Below are 22,787 nucleotides of genomic sequence, written 5' to 3' on the forward strand. Positions count from 1 at the left end.
ACTATTTTGATGTTGATTGTATCAGGGAGTGACGACCTTATTGTCATTCCCTGATTTTGCTTCAATCTTGTTTCTTGGACCAGAGCTCCATATCCGGAAATTGATATGTTGAATTGTCAAATATGGGATCCTGCTTGGCTTTCTGTTGATCGCGGTAATCTGTATATAAGACTAATACCTTTTTGTGCAAGAGTATAATCGCTATTAAATTGAGCCAGGCCATCAGACCCACACCGATATCGCCCAGGGTCCAGGCGGTTTTGGCGGTACTGATACAGCCAATATAGACGGAAACTAAAATAAGGATACGCAACACCCAGATCAACACGGTCTTGTGTACTTTCTTGCGGCTGACAAAGCTGATATTGGTCTCGGCGATGTAGTAATAAGCCATAATCGTTGTAAAAGCAAAGAAGGCCAGGGCCAAAGCGACAAAAGCCTTGCCAATGGAAGGGAAGTGATGGGAGACGGCCTGTTGGGTAAATCCGGGGCCCATTTCTGTCGCTGGCAGATGCTGGACGAGAAATCCGCCTGCCGGGTTTTCTACATTATACTGTCCGGTGAATAGGATCATGAGTGCGGTGGCGGTACAGACAAACATCGTATCGACGTAGACCGAAAAGCCCTGTACCAGGCCCTGTTTAATCGGGTGGGTCACTTCAGCTGCCGCCGCTGCGTGGGGTGCAGTCCCTTGTCCGGCCTCATTGCTGTAGATGCCACGTTTGACGCCCCAGGAAATGGCCATCCCGGCAACTGCGCCGAAAGTAGCCTCCATATTGAATGCAGCCTTAAAAATCAGGGCAAAAACGGCGGGGATCTGCGTGAAATTAAGCCCGATAATCACCAAAGCCATCAAGATGTAAGCGCCTGCCATAAATGGAACTACATATTCGGCAACAGTACTGATCCGCCGCACTCCGCCGATAATGATGATAGCCAGCAAAGCGGCAATAGCCATACCGGTAACACTCGGCGAGAGCTCAAAGGCTGATGTCATAGCCGAACTGATGCTATTGCTCTGGACACCGGGCAGCAAAAATCCGGTACTGATAATGGTCGCGATCGCAAAAGTCCAGGCAAAAGCCCGGGACCGCAGACCTTTGAGGATATAATAAGCTGGTCCGCCCCGATATTCACCATCATTTACTTCCTTGTACATCTGTCCGAGTGTAGCCTCGACAATGGCGGAGGCACTGCCCAAAAAGGCAATCACCCACATCCAGAATATGGCTCCCGGGCCGCCCATGGCAATCGCCGTGGCCACACCGGCAATATTGCCCGTGCCCACACGCCCCGAGATGGCCAGCGAAAAAGCCTGAAATGAGGATATTCCTTTGTCAGAACTACTCCCATTGAAAAGCAAACGCAGCATTTCACGGATCTGTGTCAGTTGGGGGAATCGAAGACGGATTGTAAAATAGATTCCGGTCAATAAACAGAGGTAGATGAGTGCATCACTCCAGATGATATTATAAATTTTGTCGATCAGATTTTCCATTAGTTATAATTGAAACCCATAGGGCGGCTAAAAATACTTAAAACTATTAAGGCTTTGCTAAATAATACATAGATTATATTGATAAGAGGATGTGGATGTATCTATTGTCTCTATACTCTTGGTTTAACTCGGATAGCGTATGTTAATTTCATGTAATTCACAAACAAATAGACGACTTTGGTTGTTGAAAACGTAAAGAATAAGGTGGTTGTTTGAAGAATAGTTAATCTTTTGCTATTTTATGCCCCTTACTTTACATTTTTATTAAAATATGAGTGCTATGAACAATTTAGAACTGAACGATGTCCAGCAACATTGGAATAAATTTATTTCCTCTGCCATTGCTTGGGCACCTCGTATTATTACTGCCGTAATCTCCGCTTTACTCATTTATCTGATAGGTTCCTGGATCATTCGCCTGGTCAAGCGAATGATTGATAAGGCCTTTGAACGCCGTCAGATGGATGTCTCCTTACAACGTTTTTTAAGTAATCTGATCAGCTGGATCTTAAATATATTGTTATTTATAGTCGTGGTGACCCAGTTGGGGGTACAGACTTCGGCTTTTGTCGCGATCATCGGGGCGGCCGGTCTGGCTGTGGGTCTGGCACTGCAAGGATCATTGTCCAATTTTGCGGGAGGGATCCTGATCCTGTTGCTGAAGCCTTTCCGGGTAGGTGATTATATCTCGTCAAGCGCAGACGTCTCCGGGACCGTCAATGAAATCGATATTTTCAATACGAAACTGACTACGCCGCAAAATCAACGGATCGTCGTCCCCAATGGTGTTTTATCGAATAGTAGCATCACCAATTATACACAGCTCGGTACGAGACGGACTTGGTTTGATATCGGTGTTGCTTATAATGCAGATCTTAAATATGCTAAGGAAATTCTGCTCCATGTCGCCCAGAACAATGAATTTGCTTTTAAGGAGCCGGCTCCGCAGGTGGTGGTGACCGAGCTTGGTGACAGTGCGATCAATCTCTCCGTGCGGGTTTCAACATCAAACGAAAACTTTTGGACCATGCAGGAACAGCTGATTATCGATTGCAAAGAGGCGCTGGATAAGGCCGGGATTGAAATTCCCTTTCCGCAACGGGATATTCATATCAGGAGCAAAGCATAATCTTTAAAATCAAAAACGGAGCCTGTTATTGGCCTCCGTTTATTCCATCATATAAATAAAATTTAGTGATCTTATTCAAATCTACTTTAAAAAAGGGCATCGTTGTCCCCAGCCTGATCTTCATCATCGGGACTTGCCTACTATCGGTATTTCTCCCGACGTTGACCGTACGTATTTTAGACACCGTAAAGGAATTTATTTTCGTTAACTTCAACTGGGTCTATGTGTGGGGGGTGACATTGTTTGTTATTTTTCTGGTCTACCTGATGTTCAGCAAGTTTGGCAATACCAAATTGGGGAGCAACGATAGTAAGCCAGAATATTCGTTCTTTTCCTGGATCTCGATGTTGTTTGCTGCCGGGATGGGGATCGGATTGATGTATTTCAGCGTGGCCGAACCCATGCAGCATTACTCCACCGAGGTATTCGCTTCAAACCATTATATCAACCGCGCAAAGAATGCGCAACTCTATACCTTCTTCCACTGGGGTATCCATGCCTGGGCCATCTACGGGGTCGTGGGATTGGCGCTTTCGTATTTTGCCTACCGCTACAGACTGCCCCTTTCGCTGCGCAGCTGTTTTTATCCGCTGCTGAAAAACAGGATCAATGGAAAATGGGGGAACGCCATTGACGTGTTTGCACTGTGTAGTACCTTCTTTGGTATTACCACCACGTTGGGTTTTGGTGTTGTTCAGGTCAATGCGGGTTTACAGACCCTGGGTGTTGTCCCCGAAAGTAGCTTTACCTACCAGATCATTATTGTGGGCGTGTTGACCTCGCTTTCCATCCTGTCGGCAACCTCAGGGGTAGACAAGGGGGTGAAGTTATTGAGCAAAATCAACATCATTACGGTGATTGTCCTATTATTGTTTGTACTGTTGCTGGGCCCTACATTTTACCTGATCGGTAGTTTCACGGAAGGGATCGGAAACTATATCAATAATTTTTTCAGCCTGACATTTGATACCCACGTTTATGACGAAGCTACCTTACCCTGGTTTTACAGCTGGACGATCCTGTACTGGGCCTGGTGGATCTCCTGGTCTCCTTACGTGGGACTGTTTATCGCAAAAATTTCAAAAGGGCGTACAATACGGGAGTTTGTTGCCGCTGTACTGATCATTCCGACATTGTTCAATTTTATATGGATGTCTGTGTTTGGGAATAGTGCCATCTGGTTTGACATTAACATCGCCAAAGGTGCTCTTAGTGCCTTAGCGGATAATCCCGATGCGCTGATGTTTAAATTTTTGGATTATCTACCCGGGTCAGAGCTGGTCAGCTATCTGGTCATCTTAATCATTATCATCTTTTTTGTGACCTCAGCAGATTCAGGAATATTTGTGATGAACAGTATTGCGACCCGGAACGCTGCAAAGTCCCCAAAATGGCAGATGGTGTTTTGGGGCACCCTGCTGGCCATTCTTGCGCTGATGTTGTTAAATACAGGCGGACTGCAGGCCTTGCAGACCATGACACTTATTACGGCTTTGCCATTCTCCCTGATTATGCTGCTCTTTTGCGTCAGTTTGTTCAAAGCCCTGGTAATCGACCGGAGTTATTACGAACGGGATTTTTCGGTCAGCACGGTGCCCTGGTCGGGCGAGTTTTGGAAAGACCGGTTAAAACAGATTGTTTCGTTCAAAAGCCGTGAGTCTGTCGATCAGTTTATCGACACTATGGTTGGGAGCGCCTTCGGAGAATTGCAGGCTGAATTCAAGCAGAATGATATTGAAGCTAAAATAAAACGGTCGGATAGCCCTAAAAGGATAGAAATTGAAATCCGCCACGACGTAGTCAACAATTTTATATACGGGGTCAAAAACCAGGTCAAAGTCGTTTCTGATTATTTGCTGGAGGAGGAAAACCTGCCGGATCTGCAGGATAAGAAGACCTATTTTCCAAAATCTTATTTTGGTGATGCCCGGGAGGGATATGACGTGCAGTACTTTACGAAAAATGAGCTGATCAGTGATGTGCTCAAACACTATGAACGCTTTTTGGAAATTATTTCGGAAGAGAAAAATGAGATGTTTATCAGCAGCAATGCAAATAAGAAAATGAGTTGATTTATGTTATTTATTAATATAGGAATTATGAATTGGAAGAATTTCGCCCTTTTGGTATTGGCTTCTTTTCTATGTGCCAGCTGTAGCGAAAAGCCAAAGATCCAATTCGTGGACAAAGATGGTCATATTCATCTATTGACGCGTGAGGGTGAGCGCACTGCAATGGGCTTACAGAAAATCATTGCACATGGGATTGATACGATCGTGACCATAGATGAGACCGGTGGGCAAAAGATCTGGACAGCTTCCGATGTCGACAGTATTGATACGACCAAAATTCAATATTATCTCAAAAGAAGAAACGGGGATAATATAAATATATATACACCTTTGGAGGGGACTGAAGACCTGAGGATTGACCGGGGCAGGGATTCAATTTAAGCAATTGGTGTTTATAAAAGAAAAACTGGGATTTCCGCCTTGGAAGATCAGGAACGGACTCACTAAGGGTATAAAAAATAGCGTAAAAATATCAGCTTAAATCCTGCTGCTACTGGGATACGCGATGCAGCAGGTGACGGATTAAATAACTTTATTAAAAAATTGTAGGGTGAATTAATCTTCGGACCTAGGAATGAGTCATAGTACTAAATAATCTATTTTTTTATGTTGAAATATAGCGTCGTTTTTTTTCTCGTCCAATTGATCGGGATCAATCTACATGCACAATATCGTTCCGGCAATGCAGGGAGGATTACTGTTATCTCCGACAGCCAGCCTTTTATATTGTCTCTGAATGGAGTCGTATACAACGATCGGCCTGAGCTGCAGGTGACCATTGACGGACTTTCAGATCAATTGTATGCGATAAGTACGCTGATAAGCGGAAGGGGGCAACGGGAAATGGAGCGTAGGCAGATTGCTGTACGCAATGAAAATGGTGATTATGTGGAGATGATCTTTAAGGTCGGCAACCAGCGCAATACGCGGAGTCGTGGCCAACATATTAATCTATTTGCTCAGATTCCGATAGATATGTCTTCCATAGACAATGGTAATGGGGTGGCCTATGCCTATGGCGCACCGGGCAGACCTATTCACCTGGACGATGGACCGGATATGGGAATCCCGCCGATAAACTCGATTACCCCGATCAGCAGAGCAGAATTGGACCGTTTATTCAGTCTCATGAACAGGGAAGCTTTTGACGATGCGAAATTCAAAATAATTAACCCCATCTTTTCTGAGACAACGCTCCGTGTTGAACAGATCAGTGAAATCATGAAACGTTTTCAATGGGATGACGGAAAGCTGAAAGTCGCCAAGGCGGCGTACGGAAATTGTTCGGACAAAAGAAATTATTCAACATTGAGCGGAAACTTTACGTTTCTCGGTAATAAAAATGAGCTGCTTGATTTTATAGAAAAGCAGCAAAGAATGAAGTAAAATTCGTCTTCAAGGTATATAGCGAGCCCGGCATAAATTGTCGGGCTTTTTTTTACCCAGATAAATTAAATTTGGATAATTGTCGATAACTTTTAACTTTGATTTGTTACACCAGTTGTTTTGACATCGTTTGTGTTTAACACCTAAAAAACGGATTCAATATGGGAAATCTATCTAATGAAGAAATCAAGATCTATTTTGATCTGAATTATCATCGCTTGTTTCTTTTTGCTAAAAGCTTGGTAAATGATACAGAGATCGCACATGATCTTGTTCAAGATAGTTTTATAGTGTTGATACGTGCTAATATGAAGACTTCGGATGCTCCTCCTGTAATTAAATCTTTTTTATATACAACGGTCAGAAATCTCGCATCCAAAAATATCAGAAAACAAAAATCGGCACAGCTTTTTTTTCGTAAAGAGAAGACGGAAGAGTGGGAAGATGCCGCTGTTTTCGAGAAGCTTTTTCAGGCGGAAGTTATTGCTGAGCTCTACCTTGCTTTGGAATCTCTGCCACCAGGCTGCAAGCAAATTTGTAAATTAGGCTATTTAGAAGGACTAAAAAATCAGGAGATAGCTGATATGTTGGGTGTTAGTATTAATACAGTCAAGACACAAAAGAAGCGTGCACTCCAACTTTTAAGGGACAAAATCTCTCCCCAAGCTTTCGCACTGCTATGTATTTACCTTTGTCACTAAAAAAAATATTTTCTTTTCACCCGTTTTTATTAGTAATGGTACATAGTATTAAAAAACCTAAGTTACCGTATGGATAAAAATGGAGAACACCTTTATTTTGCCGGACTTTTAGCGAAGTGCATTCAGGGTATATCCTCTGAAGAGGAAATCGTGAGATTGAAAAAATACATGGACGAAAATCCTCAAGCAAGTGAAATACTTGTTAATCTAAGAGAAACTAACCGGCTTGATCAAGACCTCGAAGAATTGGGTAAAATAGATCTTGAGCAGCGATGGGCTAACTTTGAAGAGAGGGGGCAAACAAAAGCAGCATCTCGTAGACCTGTTTCGACCTTAATTATTTGGCTATCGACGTCTGCGGCGATACTTATTGCTGCGGTTTCTTTATTTTTAAACCGTCAAATCGAATCCAATACTTCAATTATTCCAGATCATCAATTTGGTTATAAAAATGATGTCACGCCGGGGCATGCCGGGGCAATCTTAACTTTGGCCGATGGACGCGTGGTAGAATTAGGGTCAACAGGCCAGCAAGGGGAGCTAATTGATACAAACCTGATTCATATTTCTAAGGGTTCTGTAGAATTTAGGAATGAAACAAATACCAATGAATACAGGGCTAATCGCATCCAAACCCCAAAAGGAGGAACTTTTCAGACTATTCTGGCTGATGGTACCAAAATATGGTTAAACGCAAATAGCGAAATTGAATTCCCAAGCCAGTTTTCTCCTAACGAACGACGCATAAAGTTGCTTTCTGGAGAAGCATTTTTTGAGGTAGCCAAGAACAAACAAAAACCATTTATTGTAGAAACACAAGGGTATGCAGTTCATGTAACAGGTACAGCATTTAATATCAATAATTATGAGGCTAATATTGTCAAAACTTTATTGACTGAAGGTAAAGTAGACGTAATAGGTAAGAAGACACGTGCTAGCCTATTTCCTGGGCAGGCCGTGGTTAATAAAGGGGAGTTTCTACAAACAGAAACAGCAGATATCAACGAAGCATTGTCCTGGCGTGATGGTTATTTTTACTTTGACGGAAAGACACTTCAGGAAATTCTTGGCGACGTATCAAGATGGTATGATGTCAGCCTCGACTATCAGATAAGTTTAGATCAAACGACGTATATGGGTGGCGCAAAACGCTCGAACACTTTAGGTACAATCTGTAAGATGCTGACGGATATGTCCCAATACAAGTTCGAAATCAATGGAAAGAAATTAATTGTCAAAAAAAAATAAAGGAGGAAAAATGAAATAAACTGACCTAAATGATGATGGTATAAGGAATCCGGAGATACTGCAAATATCCCCGGAAGTAATTCGGCATACCAAATGTGTAGTAACAAATAGTTTAATAACCTAATCAATTCAAAATTATGTATAAAATCTGGTTAAGGCAATACCCAGACGAGCCTCGTTATGGCATTAACCTTCGAAAAACAGTATTAGTCATGAAACTTTCTTTAGCGTTTTCACTTGCATTGACAGTAAGCGTTCATGCCAGTGTTTTGGGGCAAAAAGTAAACCTTCAAAAGAAAAATATCACTTTAAAAGCGTTGCTAACTGAATTGCAAAAACAGACAAACTATCGCTTTATGTATAAAAGGGGTATTTTGGAAAACTCTCTACCAGTGAATCTTAATCTACAAAATGCCCCGTTGAGTGAAGTCCTGGAAATTGCTTTCAAAAATCAGCCTTTTGAATATCATATCTATGATGGGACAGTAACGATTTCTCGAAATTCGGTTGTCGTTCAACAAGCTGCTGTGCGTGGAAAGGTTGTTCAGGCAGATAATCAGCCTTTGGCTGGTGTGTCGGTGAATGTTATCGGTAAAGGAATCACTACGGCCACAGACGAACAGGGTAATTATGAAATCAAAGCCAATATAGGGGATCAGCTGGAGTTTAAATACATTGGCTTTAGGTCCAGTACTGTAGCTGTTGGTTCAAATAGGATGGCGACTATTACGATGATTCCAGCCGGGGATAGTAAATTGGAAGAAGTTGTGGTAATCGGTTATGGAACACAGAAGAGAGCTGACCTTACAGGCGCGATCAGTTCCATCAAAGCAGAAGATCTTCCGAAAGCTGCCAGTGCTTCGGTGGAACAGATGTTGGCAGGAAAAGCCGCTGGAGTACAAGTGCGGTCGACCGATGCACAGCCAGGGGGAGGAGTCGAGGTTTTGATTAGGGGCGCAGCTTCGACAGGAGCAGGAAACGCACCCCTATATATAATTGACGGGTTTCCAGTGACTGGCGGTGTGGATCCTGGAACAAATACCCGCTATTCCATCGGTAGTCGCAGTCCACTCAATTCGATTAATCCTAATGATATCGAATCTATTGAGGTGTTAAAGGATGCCAGTGCAACAGCAATTTATGGTGCCCGCGCTGCAAATGGGGTTATTTTGATCACAACTAAATCTGGCAAACAGGGGCGCGCAAGGGTTTCCTATGATCTGAAAACGAGTATGCAACGTGTTCAGAAGCCATGGGAAATGATGGATGCCAGTCAGTGGATGCGTGCGCGCGGTAATTATTTATATGAACTTTGGATGGTCAATAACAAAGTTGGTGTATACGGTGGTAAAGATCCCTCAACTGTACCAGCATTTACTGCTCCGTATACCGAAGATGAAATTAATGCAGCCGGTAAGGGTACAAACTGGATCGATGAGGTTACTCGAAAAGGACGTATTCAAGATCATAATCTGAGTATCAGCGGCGCTAATGATAAGACAAATTATCTCATATCATTTAATTATTTTGGACAGGATGGTATTGTAAAAAAGAATGACTTCAATCGCTATACTGGACGTGTAAATATCACCCAAGAGGTCAATAGCTGGCTCAAGGCTGGTGTACGTGCTAGTGGAAGCCGGATCGATATCAACAATCCAGCATTGGGAACCGGAGGAGCAGAGAATACCGGCGTATTGGAGTCGGCACTTAAATTTACGCCTACACTACCGGTTTATCTCCCGGATGGAAGTTACTCCATTGTTCCGAATTCGACGTTCTTCCCAAATCCTGTTTCCTTACTCGATATTAGCAATGTAACGGAGCAGAACCGTTTGATGGTGCAGACCTTTGCTGAAATAGAACCGATCAAAGATCTCAAAATTCGTACACAGCTAGGATTTGACAAGCAGGACGCGGTGAATAATACCTATCTACCGAAGTCTACACTATATGGTGAGGCTGTGGGAGGACAAGCGACCATTGGGCAGAATAATCGTTTTGATAAATTATTTAATACGACCGTCAGCTACAGAAAAGTGCTCAATGAGATACATGATCTAAGTCTGTTACTCGGTTATGAATGGCAGTCCATGGGAAGTTCGGGCCACAACTTATCCAATAATAAATTTCCGACAGATGCCTTTGGCACGAGCAACATCGGCGCGGGAGAGTCTGTACGTCCAACCGTTGGGTCTTACAAGAGCATCAATGAACTGGCGTCTTATTTCGGAAGGTTAAATTATAGTCTGATGGATAAGTATCTATTTACTTTTACTATGCGTGCCGATGGCTCTAGCCGTTTTGGAGCAGGAAATAAATTTGGATATTTTCCATCGGGTGCATTTGCATGGAAGATCGATCGAGAATCTTTTATGTCTGATGCGAAATGGATCTCAAGTGCCAAACTGCGGCTGAGCGCTGGTCAAACAGGTAACAGCAACATTTCTGGCGCCTTTGCCTTTTATTCTTTTGGAAGTGATTACCTTTTTGGGAATGCTGTCAATACAGGGACTTACCTTTCTTCTTATGCCAATCCTGATCTGAAATGGGAAACGACAACGGAGTATAACCTCGGACTGGATTTTGGCCTATTTGACGAGCGTATCAGTGTAACAACAGAATTGTTTTCCAAAACGATATCCGACCTATTGGGTGAAAGGCAGCTAAAGACCTATCTTCCCTTGGATAAGGTAGCGGCCAATCTTGGTAAAACCTCTAGTAAAGGTTTTGAGGTGACCTTGAATACACAGAACCTTACAGGTGCATTTCAATGGACTAGTACATTGACGTTGTCTGCATATCGTGACCGCTGGAAAGAGCGAAGCCCAGATGTGGTCCTTCGATCCTACGAATCAATTACAGATCCCATCCGCGTGCACTGGGGATATGTATTGGATGGTCTGGTGCAACCAGGAGAAGTAGTCCCTCATATGCCTGGTGCATTGCCTGGTGTGCAAAAAGTCAAAGATATCAATGGTTTCGATGAAAACAATCAATTGACAGGAAAACCAGATGGTAAGATTAATGATGCCGATGTAGTTAAACTTGCCAATGCAGATCCCAGACTCATCATGGGCTTTGGTAATACCTTTCGATACAAGGGTTTTGACCTGAATATCCATGTATATGGTATGTTTGGAACGAGACGCAACAATGATTACATGGGCTATGTGACGGAGATGAACCCCAATATCAACCGAGGTTGGAATATGCCGAATATGGTCGACCAATTTTGGTCGAGCAGCAATACACAAGGGACATATCCTAATCCATTTGTTGTCAATCCATTTCCGGGAGCTGGACAGTTTCTATTGCAAAAGTCTGACTTCGTCCGGGTGCGCAACATTACGTTGGGTTATGATCTTAACCCCTTGTTTCACAAAAAATGGTTCAACGCCTTTCGGGTATATGTAGATGCTTCAAACCCTATTGTTTTTACCAGTTTCAAAGGTATAGATCCTGAATTTACGGGAATCTATCCACCAGCGAAATCCTTTACACTGGGACTTAGTGTTGGATTTTAATCAAATTACTGGCTTTAATACATTTATTATAATGAAAAAAATATTTATTTTATTGCTAGGAGTGTCCTGGCTTTACTCCTGCGAGAATCTTGAACCACAAGTGTTTGACCGCTTGAGTCCATCGAATTACCCGAAAAATGAAGAAGACGCGCGTACGCTGGTCACCGGAGTCTATGGTATTCTCAACCGCGGAGCATATGGTGGATTTTCGGATATATCCTGGCAATCACGCTGGGTCATGAATACAGCTACTACTGATGAGTTCGTCTGCTATTGGGGTGGTGGTGTCTGGGAAACCTATGCCAAATTTCTCTGGAATTCGAATAGTGAGCACGTGACAGCCAAAACCTATGGCCCGTACATTAAAGCAATTACCAATTGTGTGAATATCGCTGAGCAGCTTGAGCCGATCAGTATGAACGCTGAGCTTAAGACACGCTATCGTGCCGAACTAAAGGGGATTACTGCCCTGTTGGCCTACACCTTATATGATTTCTATGGGCCAACAGCTATAGTGACCGATCCTGCGATAACCTTGGATCCGAACACGAATTTTCAGCCTGAAAGACCTACGAAAGCATGGATGGTGAATTTTATCAAATCTACAGCTCGGGAGGCCGCCGATAACCTTCCCATTAGTTATTCGTCACAGGATTATGGTCGTTTTACGAAAGGAACCGCGTTGATGGTGTTGCTCAAACTGGCGATGCATGAAAAGAACTGGACGGAAGCAGCTCAAATTTCAAAGGAGATTATGGATTTGAAACTGTACGCGCTACAAACGTCGTATCCATCCATTTTTGCCGTGGACAATGAGATGAATTCGGAAATCATCTTTGCTATTCCATGTTTGACGGTAAACGATCGCTATAATAATTGGCTTGCGCACGTGTTGCCTTCGGAATATGTTGAACCCAATGGTATACCGGTACAAAAATGGGGTGGATATAAAGTGCCTTGGACGATGTTTGATAAATTTAAAGCTGGCGATGACCGTCTGAAATCAATTTGGGGCAGTATTAATACCAGCAAAGGCATGGTTGATCTTCGTTCAATCAATGAATCCTGGGCACAGATGGGCGCTGTACCCTATAAATATCCTGCTGATCCTGCTTCAAATGGCGAGGCGCACGGAAATGACTGGGTCGTATACCGCTATGCGGATGTTTTGCTTCTTCGGGCTGAAGCCTTAAATCACCTTTCTCCTCTTAGTAGTGAAGCGATAGGTTTGATTAATATGGTACGGAGCCGCGCGAAGACAACAACTATTGAGGCTTCAGATTTTGCTGGAGAAAATGCTTTGAATGACTTCATATTGGATGAAAGGTTTAGAGAGCTGTTTATGGAAGGACACCGTCGGGAAGACCTGATCCGGCATGGTAAATATCTTTCGGAAGCTAAGAAACGTGGTGCATCTTATTCAGATGAAAGCAGGCTATTGTTTCCAATACCGCAATGGGCAATCAATGAAAATAAGAAAATCCAGCAAAATCCTGGTTATTAAGGTTCGTTTTTGATAAAAAATGTAAGATGGAAAAAACAATCAAACAGCTGAGTTTGGTATGGGCGCTAATGGCGCCCATATCTCAGACGTTCGGAAGCATTTCGACGGATACCTTGCAACAAAAGGACCAGTACATGGAAATTGTTGCTAAAAAAGCGATCCATAATCCCGAACGGGGATATCATCTAGAGGCTAATTATTTTGCACATAATTTATATAACCCTTTTCACAAAATTGCTTACCCGGAGGGGTGGATAGACGAACAGATCCTCCGCTATGGTCGTCCTGATGACCAAATTTCGGTCTTACAGCTTTACTTTTACCTCACTGATTATGTGGGAGGTGATATTACGAAAGAAGGACTGGATAAGATGCAATTCATTTTTGATGAGGTCGAAAAGAAAGGTTTTAAGGTTGTGCTGCGGTTTGCCTACGATGTCGATTATGGAAGTACCAAAGCCAATTTTAATGATGTCTTTAAGCATATCAACCAGCTTGAGCCTCTGATCAAAAAAAATATAGGTTTAATTGATATTTGGCAGATTGGATTTGTCGGTGCATGGGGAGAGGGGCATAGTTCGCCAATGAGTTCCGATGATTATAATAAAGCAAAAATGGTAAGGCGAATACTGGATATTTTTAAAGATAGACAGACGACAATCCGTTACCCTAATCAAAAGACAAGACTTAAACTGGAATCGACGTATTTAAATCGAATAGGATATAATAACGATTATTTTACGGCATCAGAACACCCAAAAGCACCAGACAATGATTATACATTTGGGAGTAATGCGTATGAACAGGTCAAACGTGAATCCCCTGATGTACAGGTGATGGGGGAGATTCCTTACGCCGAGGCAACTGAATGGGGGCTACACAGTCTTATTTCGGTAACGAATAGCCTCAAAGCGTTGAAGGAACATCATTATAGTCTCTTTGATATCACACAAAACAATGAATTGAATATTTCGAATTGGAAGAAAACTGCATTGACGCCTGATATGCTCAGGTCGATGGGGATCTTGTTTGATCCAAGCTATTTTAAAGAGAATAAGGATACTGTAGCTCGATCAGCCTATGATTTTATAAGGGATCACCTCGGGTATAGGCTTTATATAGACCGTGCCAATACAACAGTTCAACGTCATAACAAGGGACTGACTGTTGACATTGTCGTCAAAAATGTCGGTTTTTCGGCTATTCATAATCCGAGGCCCGTATACCTTATTATATTTGATAAAGACAATAAAATTGTAGGTCGGAAAAAGCTGACGGTCGATCCACGTCATTGGCAACCTTATGGTTCAAACAGAAAGGAAGATGTGGCTTTGTTCCATCATATACAGACGGAGATAATCATGCCTAATATAAAGCACGGAGCTGTTGGCCTGTGGCTTCCAGATCCGGAGAAGGAGTTGGCTAGTAAAGCCGCATACGATATTCAGTTTGCCAATGATGATATGCGTATAATTACCGACCATCCTGGATACGGGCGAATCAACATTATTGCGGATTTTTAATCCGTTAAAAGCATAAACTTGCCAAGGCTTGCCTTTGCCGGGCAAGGGTCATTTTTTTGTACGAATAAAAATCATCGCGATCACCGTCGTGACAGCGCCGAAAATAAAGGCAAAAATAGTAGAATTAATGGCATAATTCTTATAATTGAAATTTGCTTCTGCTTCGGCTGTTGTTTTATAATAGCCTATTTCGACCGATCGCTTGATGACGTTAGGGAAATACTCGGGACTGATGACATAAGAAATAATCCATTGTGTCAGCGGACTTAATAAAGCGATAATTGCAGAAAGTACTAAACCGGAGATTAAGCCCTGAATATAGCTCATATTGCCATGGTAGAAATTTTTCTTTTTATCTTTCAGTGCCAGGACCATAAACAGGATGGCTGGTATAGCAAAAAGATTGGTCAGGTAAAGATGATAGTCAATATACTTGCCATGGAGCCCGCATATTTTTTCTAAGAGCATCCAAGTTAGCGTCATAAACGTGAAACAAATAGCCCATTTGATCTCAATTTTAATGTTTTTCATAATTCTAGTAGTTTTAGGTAATATATGTTATGTCATCATTTAGCTGGAAAATCATCCATAATCAGTTTATTAAATATAATGTTAATTTGGTAATGAGTTGCAAGGTTTTAACCTTTTTTTCGCTGAATTAAACGGGCAAATTTCTGTTGCAGGCGAGGTATGTCCGAAATAGTTCTGTAGAAATATTTCGTGCTGACAGACAGTTGTCTTATGTTTTATTAATTTTATATGCAAGTAGTAGGAAAGTTTAGCGCTGACGATGCGGTAAAATGCTTCGTAAGTGGAAATATGGGGATAATCCGTCTAGGTCTGGAAATAACAAATAAACCAAAAATGAGCAACATACAACAGGTAAATGAGGTACGATCCATCCGTATCCATACAGCGGAAGAGTGGCGACAGTGGCTGTTGGACCATCATCTGGTCGAACATTCCGTATGGGTCATCTGTAACACAAAGGGTTCGGGGCAGCCAGCTGTAGCATGGAGTGAACTGGTTGATGAGGCATTGTGTTTCGGCTGGATTGACAGTACGAGAAAAACAATTCAGCAGGGTTCGTTTAAACAGTTGTTCAGCAGGCGCAAACCGCGCGGGACCTGGTCCAAGGTCAATAAGGAGAAAATAGAAAGGCTTATTGCCAGCGGGAAGATGACGGCCGCGGGACTGGAGACCATTCGCATCGCACAGAAAAACGGTTCCTGGTCCATTCTCGATAGCGTGGAGGAACTGCTTATTCCCGAAGATCTGGACAGTGCATTGAAGAATCATCCCGGCGCAGCGGCTTATTTTGATGGGCTGAGCAGATCGGTGAAAAAGATGCTTTTGCAATGGATCGTGATTGCCAAGCGCCCCGAAACCCGAAATAAACGAATAACGGAAATTGCAGAACAGGCCTCTCTGCAGATGAAACCAAAGCAATTCCGGTAAGCCAGCGGCTCGAATAAAAGTTAAACCTTATCACTGCTGTAGGTCCCTTATAGGTAAGATCAAAGTTGAATGTGCAATATAAAATCTGGTCACCGGCTTAAGGTTACTTTTGGAAAATAAAAAACGGGTAATTCTTACATCGAAAATTACCCGTTTTCGTAAACTAAACCTTTGCCCATTATTTGATCTGGTAAAGGTTTCCAAAAACCAACTTATGGCACTGTCTGGTTACAGGATGATTACTTATTCTCGAGGGCTACTTCCTGTGCTTTGTAATAACTTTCGATCAGGGCCTGATAATTAGGCATTACCGTGGATAATGCCTTAGCGTACTTCGCGGCATCTTTGTGCTGCCAGGTTTTTAACACCTCGCTGATGACTGCTGTGGTTGTGATTGGGATAACACCGGCCAGCTGTAGCCGCGCTATGGTCACCTGTGTGGATAGTGGGCTCATATCGCCAGAGGCATCGATGACCGCAAATACCTCATAACCTTCGGCGATGGCTGAAATAGCAGGAAAAGCAACACAGACACTGGTGAGTACGCCAGCAATCACTAATTTTTTCTTTCCTGTATTCTTTACAGCCTGAACAAAAGCGGGTGTATCCCAGGCATTCACCTCGCCGGTACGGCCTACATATACAGCATGGGCTGCATGCTCATGAATTTCGGGCATTAACGGTCCGTTGGGGCCTTTGGGTTCGGATGCCGTAGTGATGACTGGAATTTGTTCGACTGCCGCGATTTGAGCGAGCGCGATGACATTGTTTCGCAATGTAGGGATCTCGATATCTTTGACCATCTGGAACAGACCACTTTGGTGATCGATCAGTAAAAATGCTACATCGTCTGCATTGATTCTCGTTGTAAGTACCATGATTTTAAAATTTAAATGTGAATAATAAATCGTTGGTTAAAGGTAGGTACAGCATCTTTAGTGGAAAATGAAGCAGATTAAGCACATGACTTAATGTACCTTAAGTTTTAGGGAATGACTTGATTTGAAGGAAGCAGTTTATTGCGCATACACTGTGGTCCCGATTCGGTGGGACAACCGGAACAATCCTTCATATACACTAGGTATGTAAATGAGTGGATTTAGTTGCAGTTTACGAATCATAAGTCTTTTCAAGCGGATATTAAAATAGTTCTTTTTGATAAATTCGATTTAATTATCTTAGCGGTCAGGAAACTACTGGTCACATGTTGAAGATTTTTTAACGAAATCGGCAGTATAATCAAAATTATCTATTATAAATGAAAGATACAGGCAACCAAAACCCAACAAATCAAGTAAAGAGGATTAACTTTTCTTATATCAGCCATGAGCTTCAGCATCTTTTACACCTAGAAAGTGGATTCTTATATACGGTTAAGGAGCTTTTTTTTCGTCCGGGAAAACTTGTCAGGAGTTTTATTTTAGCCGATAGAACAAAGGCAACCAAACCGCTTATCTTTCTAATATTTTCAGCGACATTGTTTACATTGCTCTTCCATTTCTTTCATACCGAATATCATTTTTTTTCGCTAAATCAAGAAATAGGAAATGTTGATCAATATCTAAAAAAAGAAATGATCAGTAATTGGGTGAATAGTCATATCGGTTATACTTCCTTATTTATTGGATTTTTAATTTCGTTATGGATATCTCTATTTTTCAAAAAGCATGGATACAATATTTATGAAATAACTGTTCTGTTATGCTACTCAATTGGTCAATCCTTTTTAATTGTTTGTCTGTTTGCATTAACTGGGCAATTATTTAAAAGTAACGTGATTGCAAACGTTGGTGTATTTGCGGCCTATTTATATGTGTTTTGGTCAATCGGACAGTTTTTTGGGGAGAAAAAAATCATTAATTATATAAAATCATTTTCATGCTGCCTTCTTGGAGCTGTGAGTTTTCGGTTGATCTTGATATTATTGGCCAATATATTTTATTATCTAGGGCTTAAATAGAGCTTGCAAGTCATGGATCTTAGTAATAGACATGAGATTTACGTCTATGGTTTTACTACTTTGATTATTGCTAGGAGGCACGGTGGTCCAGATTCGGTGGTCCAACCGGAACAATCTTTCATATGCACATAGGTATGTAATGAGTGAATTTAGTAGCGGTTAACGAATCATAAGTCTTTTGAATCATAAGTCTTTTCAAGCATATATAAAACAGTTCCTTTTGCAGTTTTCAGTATTTCTATCTTTATGATTTCAGATAGTATATAGTGATTAACGATGAAAGGAAAACAAAGAAAACTGCTGAATATTCCGCTATGTATATATTGGATTATGATCGGAATTGGTAGGACTTCATGTCATAATGGTTCTCAAGCTACAGCAGGGTCAAAAGTGGTGAATGATCACTCGCAAAATACCACAGAGATCAGGCTAATGCCAGGTGTTGAAAGCTCAGTAGGGGACATAACGCAATTGAATACAGTAGAATATAAAGGCATTTCTTTCATTACAGAAAATACGATGCATGGCAGCGGTGTTGTCCATTGACCAGAAAGTTGAGATTTTAAATCTGGACAAAACGATCTATGGAAGTATCGTACCAAGTAAGGCAGTTGAGCTTGTGGACTATGAAATTAATCTGCCGCAAATTGTGATCGCCCGTCAGATCATCCCCTATTCCGAACTTCGACTTTTTGAATTTGATGCGGAATCTCCAGATCAGGATAGCGCCTATTTAACTGTCCTCATCAACAAGGAAAGGAAACTTATTCTGAAAAAAGACCTTCAATATAGTTTTTTGAGCTGAATGACTACATCAAATCCGCATTTGTACGATTAACAACAGCTGTGCAGAACATCAGTATAACAGAACGAAAATACCTGTACCAGGTACTGGAGATAAAGAATGATTTTATGTTAATCAAATCAGTCCCAAAATCAACCTGTGATTATGTCGAAGATTATAAACCTATTTCCAAATGGGTAAAATGGCGGACAGACCAACGTGAATTGATCGAATACAACTTCTGCTATTAAATTCGGGTAAACTTTTTGTCCGGTTTTGCACATGTATTGTCCGAATTCGAACAGGTTGTTAAAATGGCTGTTTTTGGTAATTTACTGATAAGTAGTGTTTTGTAATATTGGTCTGGCTTGTGTATTCAACGTAAACAGATTTGACCGTTAGACCGAATAAAATTATGTTAGGACATTATTTAAAATTATCTTTTAGAAATATCAGGCGATCACTGGGCTATTCACTCGTTAATATCCTCGGTCTGTCTATAGGTGTATGTAGCTTCCTTATCCTACTGCTGTATCTAAATTACGAATTAAGTTATGACCGTTGGCATCCGGACCTTGAACGGGTTGCCAAAGTATCCCTTCTGGAAAATGAGGATGTGTTAAATTCAACACAGGCACCGTTAGCTGCTTTATTAAGAGAGAAGGCTTCCGTCGTTGAATCCGCTACGAATTTATCACGGGATGAAAATTTTGAGACTCCTTTGTCGACCCCTGAGAAACGAATCGTTCAAAAAGGGACTATAGCCGCCGATTCCCTTTTCTTCAAAGTGTTTCCATATGAGATTATAGCTGGAGAACGTAATGGCCCTTTAAACCGGCCTAATACGGTAGTCATCAGTGAAAACATAGCAAAAAAGCTGTTTGGGAACGAAAGTCCTATCGGTAAATCAATTAAATTCTTCAACGCTTTGGATTGCGAAGTTACAGCAGTGATGAAAGAAGCTACAGGGCCAGGGCATATGAACGTAGAGATTGTATTTCGGAATCCCAACGAAAAAAACAATTACCACTGGGGCAATTATTCTTATCTAACTTATATCAAGACTAAGCCTGCAGTGAAGCGGGGGGATGTAGAGGCTACAATAGCTAAGATTTTTTACGAGGAGCGGCTGAAGACCAAACACAATAATAAGTCTTACGCAGAATTTAGCGTATCAGGTCCTCAGGAAGGTTTATTTTTAGACTTCGTTCATGATATCCATAACTTTCCACGCTATGGTAGCAGCAATATCAAAACAGTTTCTATTCTCATTGTCTTGGCTGCCATGCTGCTGATTGCTGGGACAATCAACTTCAGTAATCTTTCTATTGCGGCAGCGCTACCCCGTGCAAAAGAAATCGGAGTAAAGAAGGTTCTCGGCTCAAGTCAGAAGCGACTGTTTTGGCACTTTATGGGAGAAGTAGCCATACAATGTGGCATTGCATTTACCATTGCTGCTTTGCTATTGTATCTTGCTTTACCTTATTTTAACCAGCAATTTAATGTTAATTTGAGCCTTCTGAAGAACGGCATAACTTACACAATCGCGGTTCAGCTTTTCCTATCTTTTATCGTGGTGGTAATTCTTTCAGGCTTGTATCCAGCGATTTTTTTGACACGTTTCAATACGACTAAGGTTTTAAAGGGTGATTATTCGAGAGGTAAAAATGGAGTTGTTTTTCGCAACGCGCTTATTGTGCTCCAGTTTGTCGTAGCAACATTTTTTATCTACAGCGTAGTCGTCGTGACCAAACAATTGGATTATATGCAAACTAGGGACAAAGGTTTTTCTGGAGAACAGATTTTGCGGATCCAAGCCTATAAGATGAGCACCCGGGAGGAGGGCTTTAATGCGTTACAATCACGATTAATGCAAATCAAGGGAGTGGAATCTGTTTCTAAGTCAACAAAAATACCGGGAGACAAGTTTATAGATACAACAACGGTTGCATTTAAAGCTGAGGGCAACCTATATCGGATGAGTTCGGTCAAGGTAAGTAAAGATTTTTTTAAAACCTTGGACATCAATCTGGATCAGGGGAGGTTGTTTGACGATAGTTATGCTGATCAGCACACGCGTTCCGCAATTATCAATCAGACAGCTGCTAACAAGTTGGGATATAAAAATGGAAAGCAGAGCTCAATAGCCTTTCCTGATTGTGATAGTATTCCCCTGCAGGTGGTGGGAGTAGTGGAGGATTTTAATGTTTTGGGCATGGAACAGGAGATACAGCCTACGGTGTTTACAATTGGCAATGAAGCTTGTATGTTTCAGTCTGGAGGGGCAATTCTAGTAAAAATAAATGGCGGGGATATCAATGGAACCGTCAAATCCATTAGAGCAGCATGGAAAGACATCGAGCCAGATTTTGATATGAAATATTCATTTCTGAATGATGATTTTCAGCAATTCTTCGCCACTCATATCAGACTGCAACGCATTGTTTCATTTTTCGGTATAACGGCCATTGTTATTTCGTTGATTGGTCTATTCGCATTGACAGCTTTTCTTATTGGTCAGCGTAGAAAGGAGATCAGTGTACGTCGGGTGCTTGGTGCAGATCTTGTCGATCTGGGACTATTACTCGGCAAAAACTATATCCGGTTGATTATTCTTGCTGTTGTCATTGCTGTGCCGGTAAGTTGGTGGATAGCCGGAAAATGGCTGGACGGATTTGCTTACCGGATAGATCTAAGCGCATGGTTATTTGGCCTAAGCGCTATCGGGATTCTTGTAGCAGTAGCCGGTACAGTCGGGATACATATCATTAGGGTATCACGTGTAAATATCTCAGATGACCTGCGTGATGAATAATTAAAGGAATTGGGCTCCACGACGAAATTTTAGGTGGCGAAAGAACAGTTAGCCGAATATTAGTACAGAAATGTGATCGGTCAGGTACATATTCAGGTGCATATAGGTATTAAAAAAGCCTAACAACTGTTAGGCTTTTTTAATACCGTAATAGCGAAGAGCAATTTATGGAGAATTACTATATATCCAAATGCTGCATTTTGAGGAATTTAATTGTAATACCCATCTGTCCGAGGTGGTACATGTCATGGTGAATTAAACCTGTCACCAGGTAATTATAATCATGTGGAAAAGAGCTGTCGGCATGAGGATAGACTGTATGCAGGAAGGAGTCATCTTTTCCCTCCAGAAAAGAAATAATATCTTGCTGTATTGCGTGAAAATCCTGTAATAGATTTTCCCAGCCCCGCTGTCTTAAGTCATCATTCGTTCGCCAGTTTGCCGCATCGCTCATTTCAAGCCCCCTTGGATTTCCTTTTAGGCGGCTCAGCACTTCTCTGCGCCATTCTATTAAATGTGAGGCTAACTCTGCTATACTGTGCATTTCGGCAATCGGCCGTTCAAAAGCTGTTGTTCCATCGACCTGCGATAGTTTCTTTTGAAAATTTTCGTCGATCCACATGTCGGTGCTTTCGACATCCTTTAACTGCTGAATACGGTCTTTGATCAAAATATCTTCCATGATTTTATATGATGTTGCTATCTTTCGGAAAGGAACAGTTGCTGGATAGCAATTGTTTGTTTTCCGTAGCGGAATTTTTGATTATCTGCAAGGGAATTACTTCAGATAAACAACGTGTAGGACAGATTCTTTAACAGTTACAAGAAGCTGAGCCCTGTCACCTCAGGAGGAATGCAGGGAATAATCGCCGGGCTAAGCCCTGATGGATGGTATCCAATGGGAAAGATTGAGGTGTTATAATACGATTAAATGATCCTAAAAATAAATGTAAATATTATATTTAGGTTAAGAATTGTAATTTGTTGTTTTTTAAGTATTATATGTGTTTTTATTTGCTGTCTTTAGAGGAGTTCTGATCACCGCTTTTTCGTTAACAGGAAGATCATTTTAATAGGGGATTACAGAAAGTAATACACAACGAATCCAAAGGTCATTATGGAACGCTTATGAATACGATGAGATCGGTAAGATAAATTCCTATGTGATCAGCTACTCACAGC

At 41.6% G+C, this 22,787-nt stretch carries 19 protein-coding genes; 15 read left to right on the forward strand and 4 right to left on the reverse strand.

The features are described from left to right. Positions 1–61: 61 nt before the first annotated feature. Positions 62–1,498, reverse strand: a complete 1,437-nt coding sequence (locus tag BWD42_RS02605; RefSeq protein ID WP_077432914.1) for an alanine/glycine:cation symporter family protein — start codon at positions 1,496–1,498, stop codon at positions 62–64. A 280-nt stretch (positions 1,499–1,778) separates the two neighbouring features. On the opposite strand from BWD42_RS02605, the gene BWD42_RS02610 reads away from it, so the two are divergent. The 9 genes from BWD42_RS02610 (at position 1,779) to BWD42_RS02650 (ending at position 14,588) form a co-directional block, all read left to right on the forward strand. Then, positions 1,779–2,627, forward strand: coding sequence for a mechanosensitive ion channel family protein (locus BWD42_RS02610; protein WP_077435717.1), 849 nt, complete (start codon positions 1,779–1,781; stop codon positions 2,625–2,627). Positions 2,628–2,692: 65 nt separating this feature from the next. Further along, positions 2,693–4,699: a BCCT family transporter gene (locus tag BWD42_RS02615; RefSeq protein WP_077432915.1), complete on the forward strand. Its 2,007-nt coding sequence runs from the start codon at positions 2,693–2,695 to the stop codon at positions 4,697–4,699. Between the two features lie 27 nt (positions 4,700–4,726). Further along, positions 4,727–5,080 carry a hypothetical protein gene (locus tag BWD42_RS02620; protein ID WP_139350996.1) on the forward strand — a complete coding sequence of 118 codons (354 nt, stop codon included), beginning with the start codon at positions 4,727–4,729 and terminating at the stop codon, positions 5,078–5,080. A gap of 225 nt (positions 5,081–5,305) precedes the next feature. Next, positions 5,306–6,085: a DUF4476 domain-containing protein gene (locus BWD42_RS02625; protein WP_077432917.1), complete on the forward strand. Its 780-nt coding sequence runs from the start codon at positions 5,306–5,308 to the stop codon at positions 6,083–6,085. A gap of 161 nt (positions 6,086–6,246) precedes the next feature. Beyond that, complete coding sequence (locus tag BWD42_RS02630) at positions 6,247–6,786, forward strand: RNA polymerase sigma factor (RefSeq protein WP_077432918.1); 540 nt, start codon at positions 6,247–6,249, stop codon at positions 6,784–6,786. Between the two features lie 69 nt (positions 6,787–6,855). Beyond that, positions 6,856–8,034, forward strand: coding sequence for a FecR family protein (locus BWD42_RS02635; protein WP_077432919.1), 1,179 nt, complete (start codon positions 6,856–6,858; stop codon positions 8,032–8,034). A gap of 212 nt (positions 8,035–8,246) precedes the next feature. Further along, the gene (locus tag BWD42_RS02640) at positions 8,247–11,561 is read left to right on the forward strand and encodes a SusC/RagA family TonB-linked outer membrane protein (RefSeq protein ID WP_175991936.1); all 3,315 of its coding nucleotides are present in this window, start codon (positions 8,247–8,249) and stop codon (positions 11,559–11,561) included. Positions 11,562–11,592: 31 nt separating this feature from the next. Further along, the gene (locus BWD42_RS02645) at positions 11,593–13,065 is read left to right on the forward strand and encodes a RagB/SusD family nutrient uptake outer membrane protein (protein WP_139350997.1); all 1,473 of its coding nucleotides are present in this window, start codon (positions 11,593–11,595) and stop codon (positions 13,063–13,065) included. A 26-nt stretch (positions 13,066–13,091) separates the two neighbouring features. Continuing rightward, on the forward strand, positions 13,092–14,588 hold the full coding sequence (locus tag BWD42_RS02650; RefSeq protein ID WP_077432922.1) for a DUF4832 domain-containing protein: 1,497 nt from the start codon (positions 13,092–13,094) through the stop codon (positions 14,586–14,588). Positions 14,589–14,636: 48 nt separating this feature from the next. Here the strand turns inward: BWD42_RS02650 and BWD42_RS02655 are convergent, their stop codons facing one another. Next, positions 14,637–15,119, reverse strand: coding sequence for a DUF4199 domain-containing protein (locus BWD42_RS02655; RefSeq protein WP_077432923.1), 483 nt, complete (start codon positions 15,117–15,119; stop codon positions 14,637–14,639). 228 nt (positions 15,120–15,347) lie between these two features. On the opposite strand from BWD42_RS02655, the gene BWD42_RS02660 reads away from it, so the two are divergent. Beyond that, entirely contained in the window at positions 15,348–16,046 is a 699-nt protein-coding gene (locus tag BWD42_RS02660; RefSeq protein ID WP_254846162.1) for a YdeI/OmpD-associated family protein, read from the forward strand. Between the two features lie 239 nt (positions 16,047–16,285). On the opposite strand, the gene BWD42_RS02665 is transcribed toward BWD42_RS02660, so the two are convergent. Then, positions 16,286–16,924: an isochorismatase family protein gene (locus BWD42_RS02665; RefSeq protein WP_077432924.1), complete on the reverse strand. Its 639-nt coding sequence runs from the start codon at positions 16,922–16,924 to the stop codon at positions 16,286–16,288. A 380-nt stretch (positions 16,925–17,304) separates the two neighbouring features. Between BWD42_RS02665 and BWD42_RS02670 the strand changes: the two genes are divergently transcribed. From BWD42_RS02670 to BWD42_RS02690, 5 genes are all read left to right on the forward strand, one after another. Next, entirely contained in the window at positions 17,305–18,006 is a 702-nt protein-coding gene (locus BWD42_RS02670) for a DUF3667 domain-containing protein (protein ID WP_077432925.1), read from the forward strand. 276 nt (positions 18,007–18,282) lie between these two features. Beyond that, positions 18,283–18,552, forward strand: a complete 270-nt coding sequence (locus BWD42_RS02675) for a hypothetical protein (protein ID WP_077432926.1) — start codon at positions 18,283–18,285, stop codon at positions 18,550–18,552. Continuing rightward, on the forward strand, positions 18,530–18,811 hold the full coding sequence (locus BWD42_RS02680) for a hypothetical protein (protein WP_077432927.1): 282 nt from the start codon (positions 18,530–18,532) through the stop codon (positions 18,809–18,811). Before BWD42_RS02675 ends, BWD42_RS02680 begins: the two co-directional genes overlap by 23 nt. Positions 18,812–18,918: 107 nt before the next feature. After that, the gene (locus tag BWD42_RS25050; RefSeq protein WP_262507803.1) at positions 18,919–19,041 is read left to right on the forward strand and encodes a hypothetical protein; all 123 of its coding nucleotides are present in this window, start codon (positions 18,919–18,921) and stop codon (positions 19,039–19,041) included. A 164-nt stretch (positions 19,042–19,205) separates the two neighbouring features. Then, positions 19,206–21,605, forward strand: a complete 2,400-nt coding sequence (locus BWD42_RS02690) for an ABC transporter permease (RefSeq protein ID WP_077432929.1) — start codon at positions 19,206–19,208, stop codon at positions 21,603–21,605. Positions 21,606–21,783: 178 nt separating this feature from the next. Here the strand turns inward: BWD42_RS02690 and BWD42_RS02695 are convergent, their stop codons facing one another. After that, the gene (locus tag BWD42_RS02695) at positions 21,784–22,287 is read right to left on the reverse strand and encodes a DinB family protein (protein WP_077432930.1); all 504 of its coding nucleotides are present in this window, start codon (positions 22,285–22,287) and stop codon (positions 21,784–21,786) included. Between the last annotated feature and the right edge of the window lie 500 nt (positions 22,288–22,787).

The sequence above is a fragment of the Sphingobacterium sp. CZ-UAM genome (assembly GCF_002000245.1).
Lineage (GTDB): Bacteria > Bacteroidota > Bacteroidia > Sphingobacteriales > Sphingobacteriaceae > Sphingobacterium.

Coding starts and splice junctions, on each gene's coding strand:
- BWD42_RS02605 (WP_077432914.1), bottom strand. CDS start 1,498: ATGGAAAATCTGATCGACAAAATTTATAATATCATCTGGAGTGATGCA.
- BWD42_RS02610 (WP_077435717.1), top strand. CDS start 1,779: ATGAACAATTTAGAACTGAACGATGTCCAGCAACATTGGAATAAATTT.
- BWD42_RS02620 (WP_139350996.1), top strand. CDS start 4,727: ATGAATTGGAAGAATTTCGCCCTTTTGGTATTGGCTTCTTTTCTATGT.
- BWD42_RS02625 (WP_077432917.1), top strand. CDS start 5,306: ATGTTGAAATATAGCGTCGTTTTTTTTCTCGTCCAATTGATCGGGATC.
- BWD42_RS02630 (WP_077432918.1), top strand. CDS start 6,247: ATGGGAAATCTATCTAATGAAGAAATCAAGATCTATTTTGATCTGAAT.
- BWD42_RS02635 (WP_077432919.1), top strand. CDS start 6,856: ATGGATAAAAATGGAGAACACCTTTATTTTGCCGGACTTTTAGCGAAG.
- BWD42_RS02640 (WP_175991936.1), top strand. CDS start 8,247: ATGAAACTTTCTTTAGCGTTTTCACTTGCATTGACAGTAAGCGTTCAT.
- BWD42_RS02645 (WP_139350997.1), top strand. CDS start 11,593: ATGAAAAAAATATTTATTTTATTGCTAGGAGTGTCCTGGCTTTACTCC.
- BWD42_RS02650 (WP_077432922.1), top strand. CDS start 13,092: ATGGAAAAAACAATCAAACAGCTGAGTTTGGTATGGGCGCTAATGGCG.
- BWD42_RS02655 (WP_077432923.1), bottom strand. CDS start 15,119: ATGAAAAACATTAAAATTGAGATCAAATGGGCTATTTGTTTCACGTTT.
- BWD42_RS02660 (WP_254846162.1), top strand. CDS start 15,348: ATGCAAGTAGTAGGAAAGTTTAGCGCTGACGATGCGGTAAAATGCTTC.
- BWD42_RS02665 (WP_077432924.1), bottom strand. CDS start 16,924: ATGGTACTTACAACGAGAATCAATGCAGACGATGTAGCATTTTTACTG.
- BWD42_RS02670 (WP_077432925.1), top strand. CDS start 17,305: ATGAAAGATACAGGCAACCAAAACCCAACAAATCAAGTAAAGAGGATT.
- BWD42_RS02675 (WP_077432926.1), top strand. CDS start 18,283: ATGAAAGGAAAACAAAGAAAACTGCTGAATATTCCGCTATGTATATAT.
- BWD42_RS02680 (WP_077432927.1), top strand. CDS start 18,530: ATGGCAGCGGTGTTGTCCATTGACCAGAAAGTTGAGATTTTAAATCTG.
- BWD42_RS25050 (WP_262507803.1), top strand. CDS start 18,919: ATGTTAATCAAATCAGTCCCAAAATCAACCTGTGATTATGTCGAAGAT.
- BWD42_RS02690 (WP_077432929.1), top strand. CDS start 19,206: ATGTTAGGACATTATTTAAAATTATCTTTTAGAAATATCAGGCGATCA.
- BWD42_RS02695 (WP_077432930.1), bottom strand. CDS start 22,287: ATGGAAGATATTTTGATCAAAGACCGTATTCAGCAGTTAAAGGATGTC.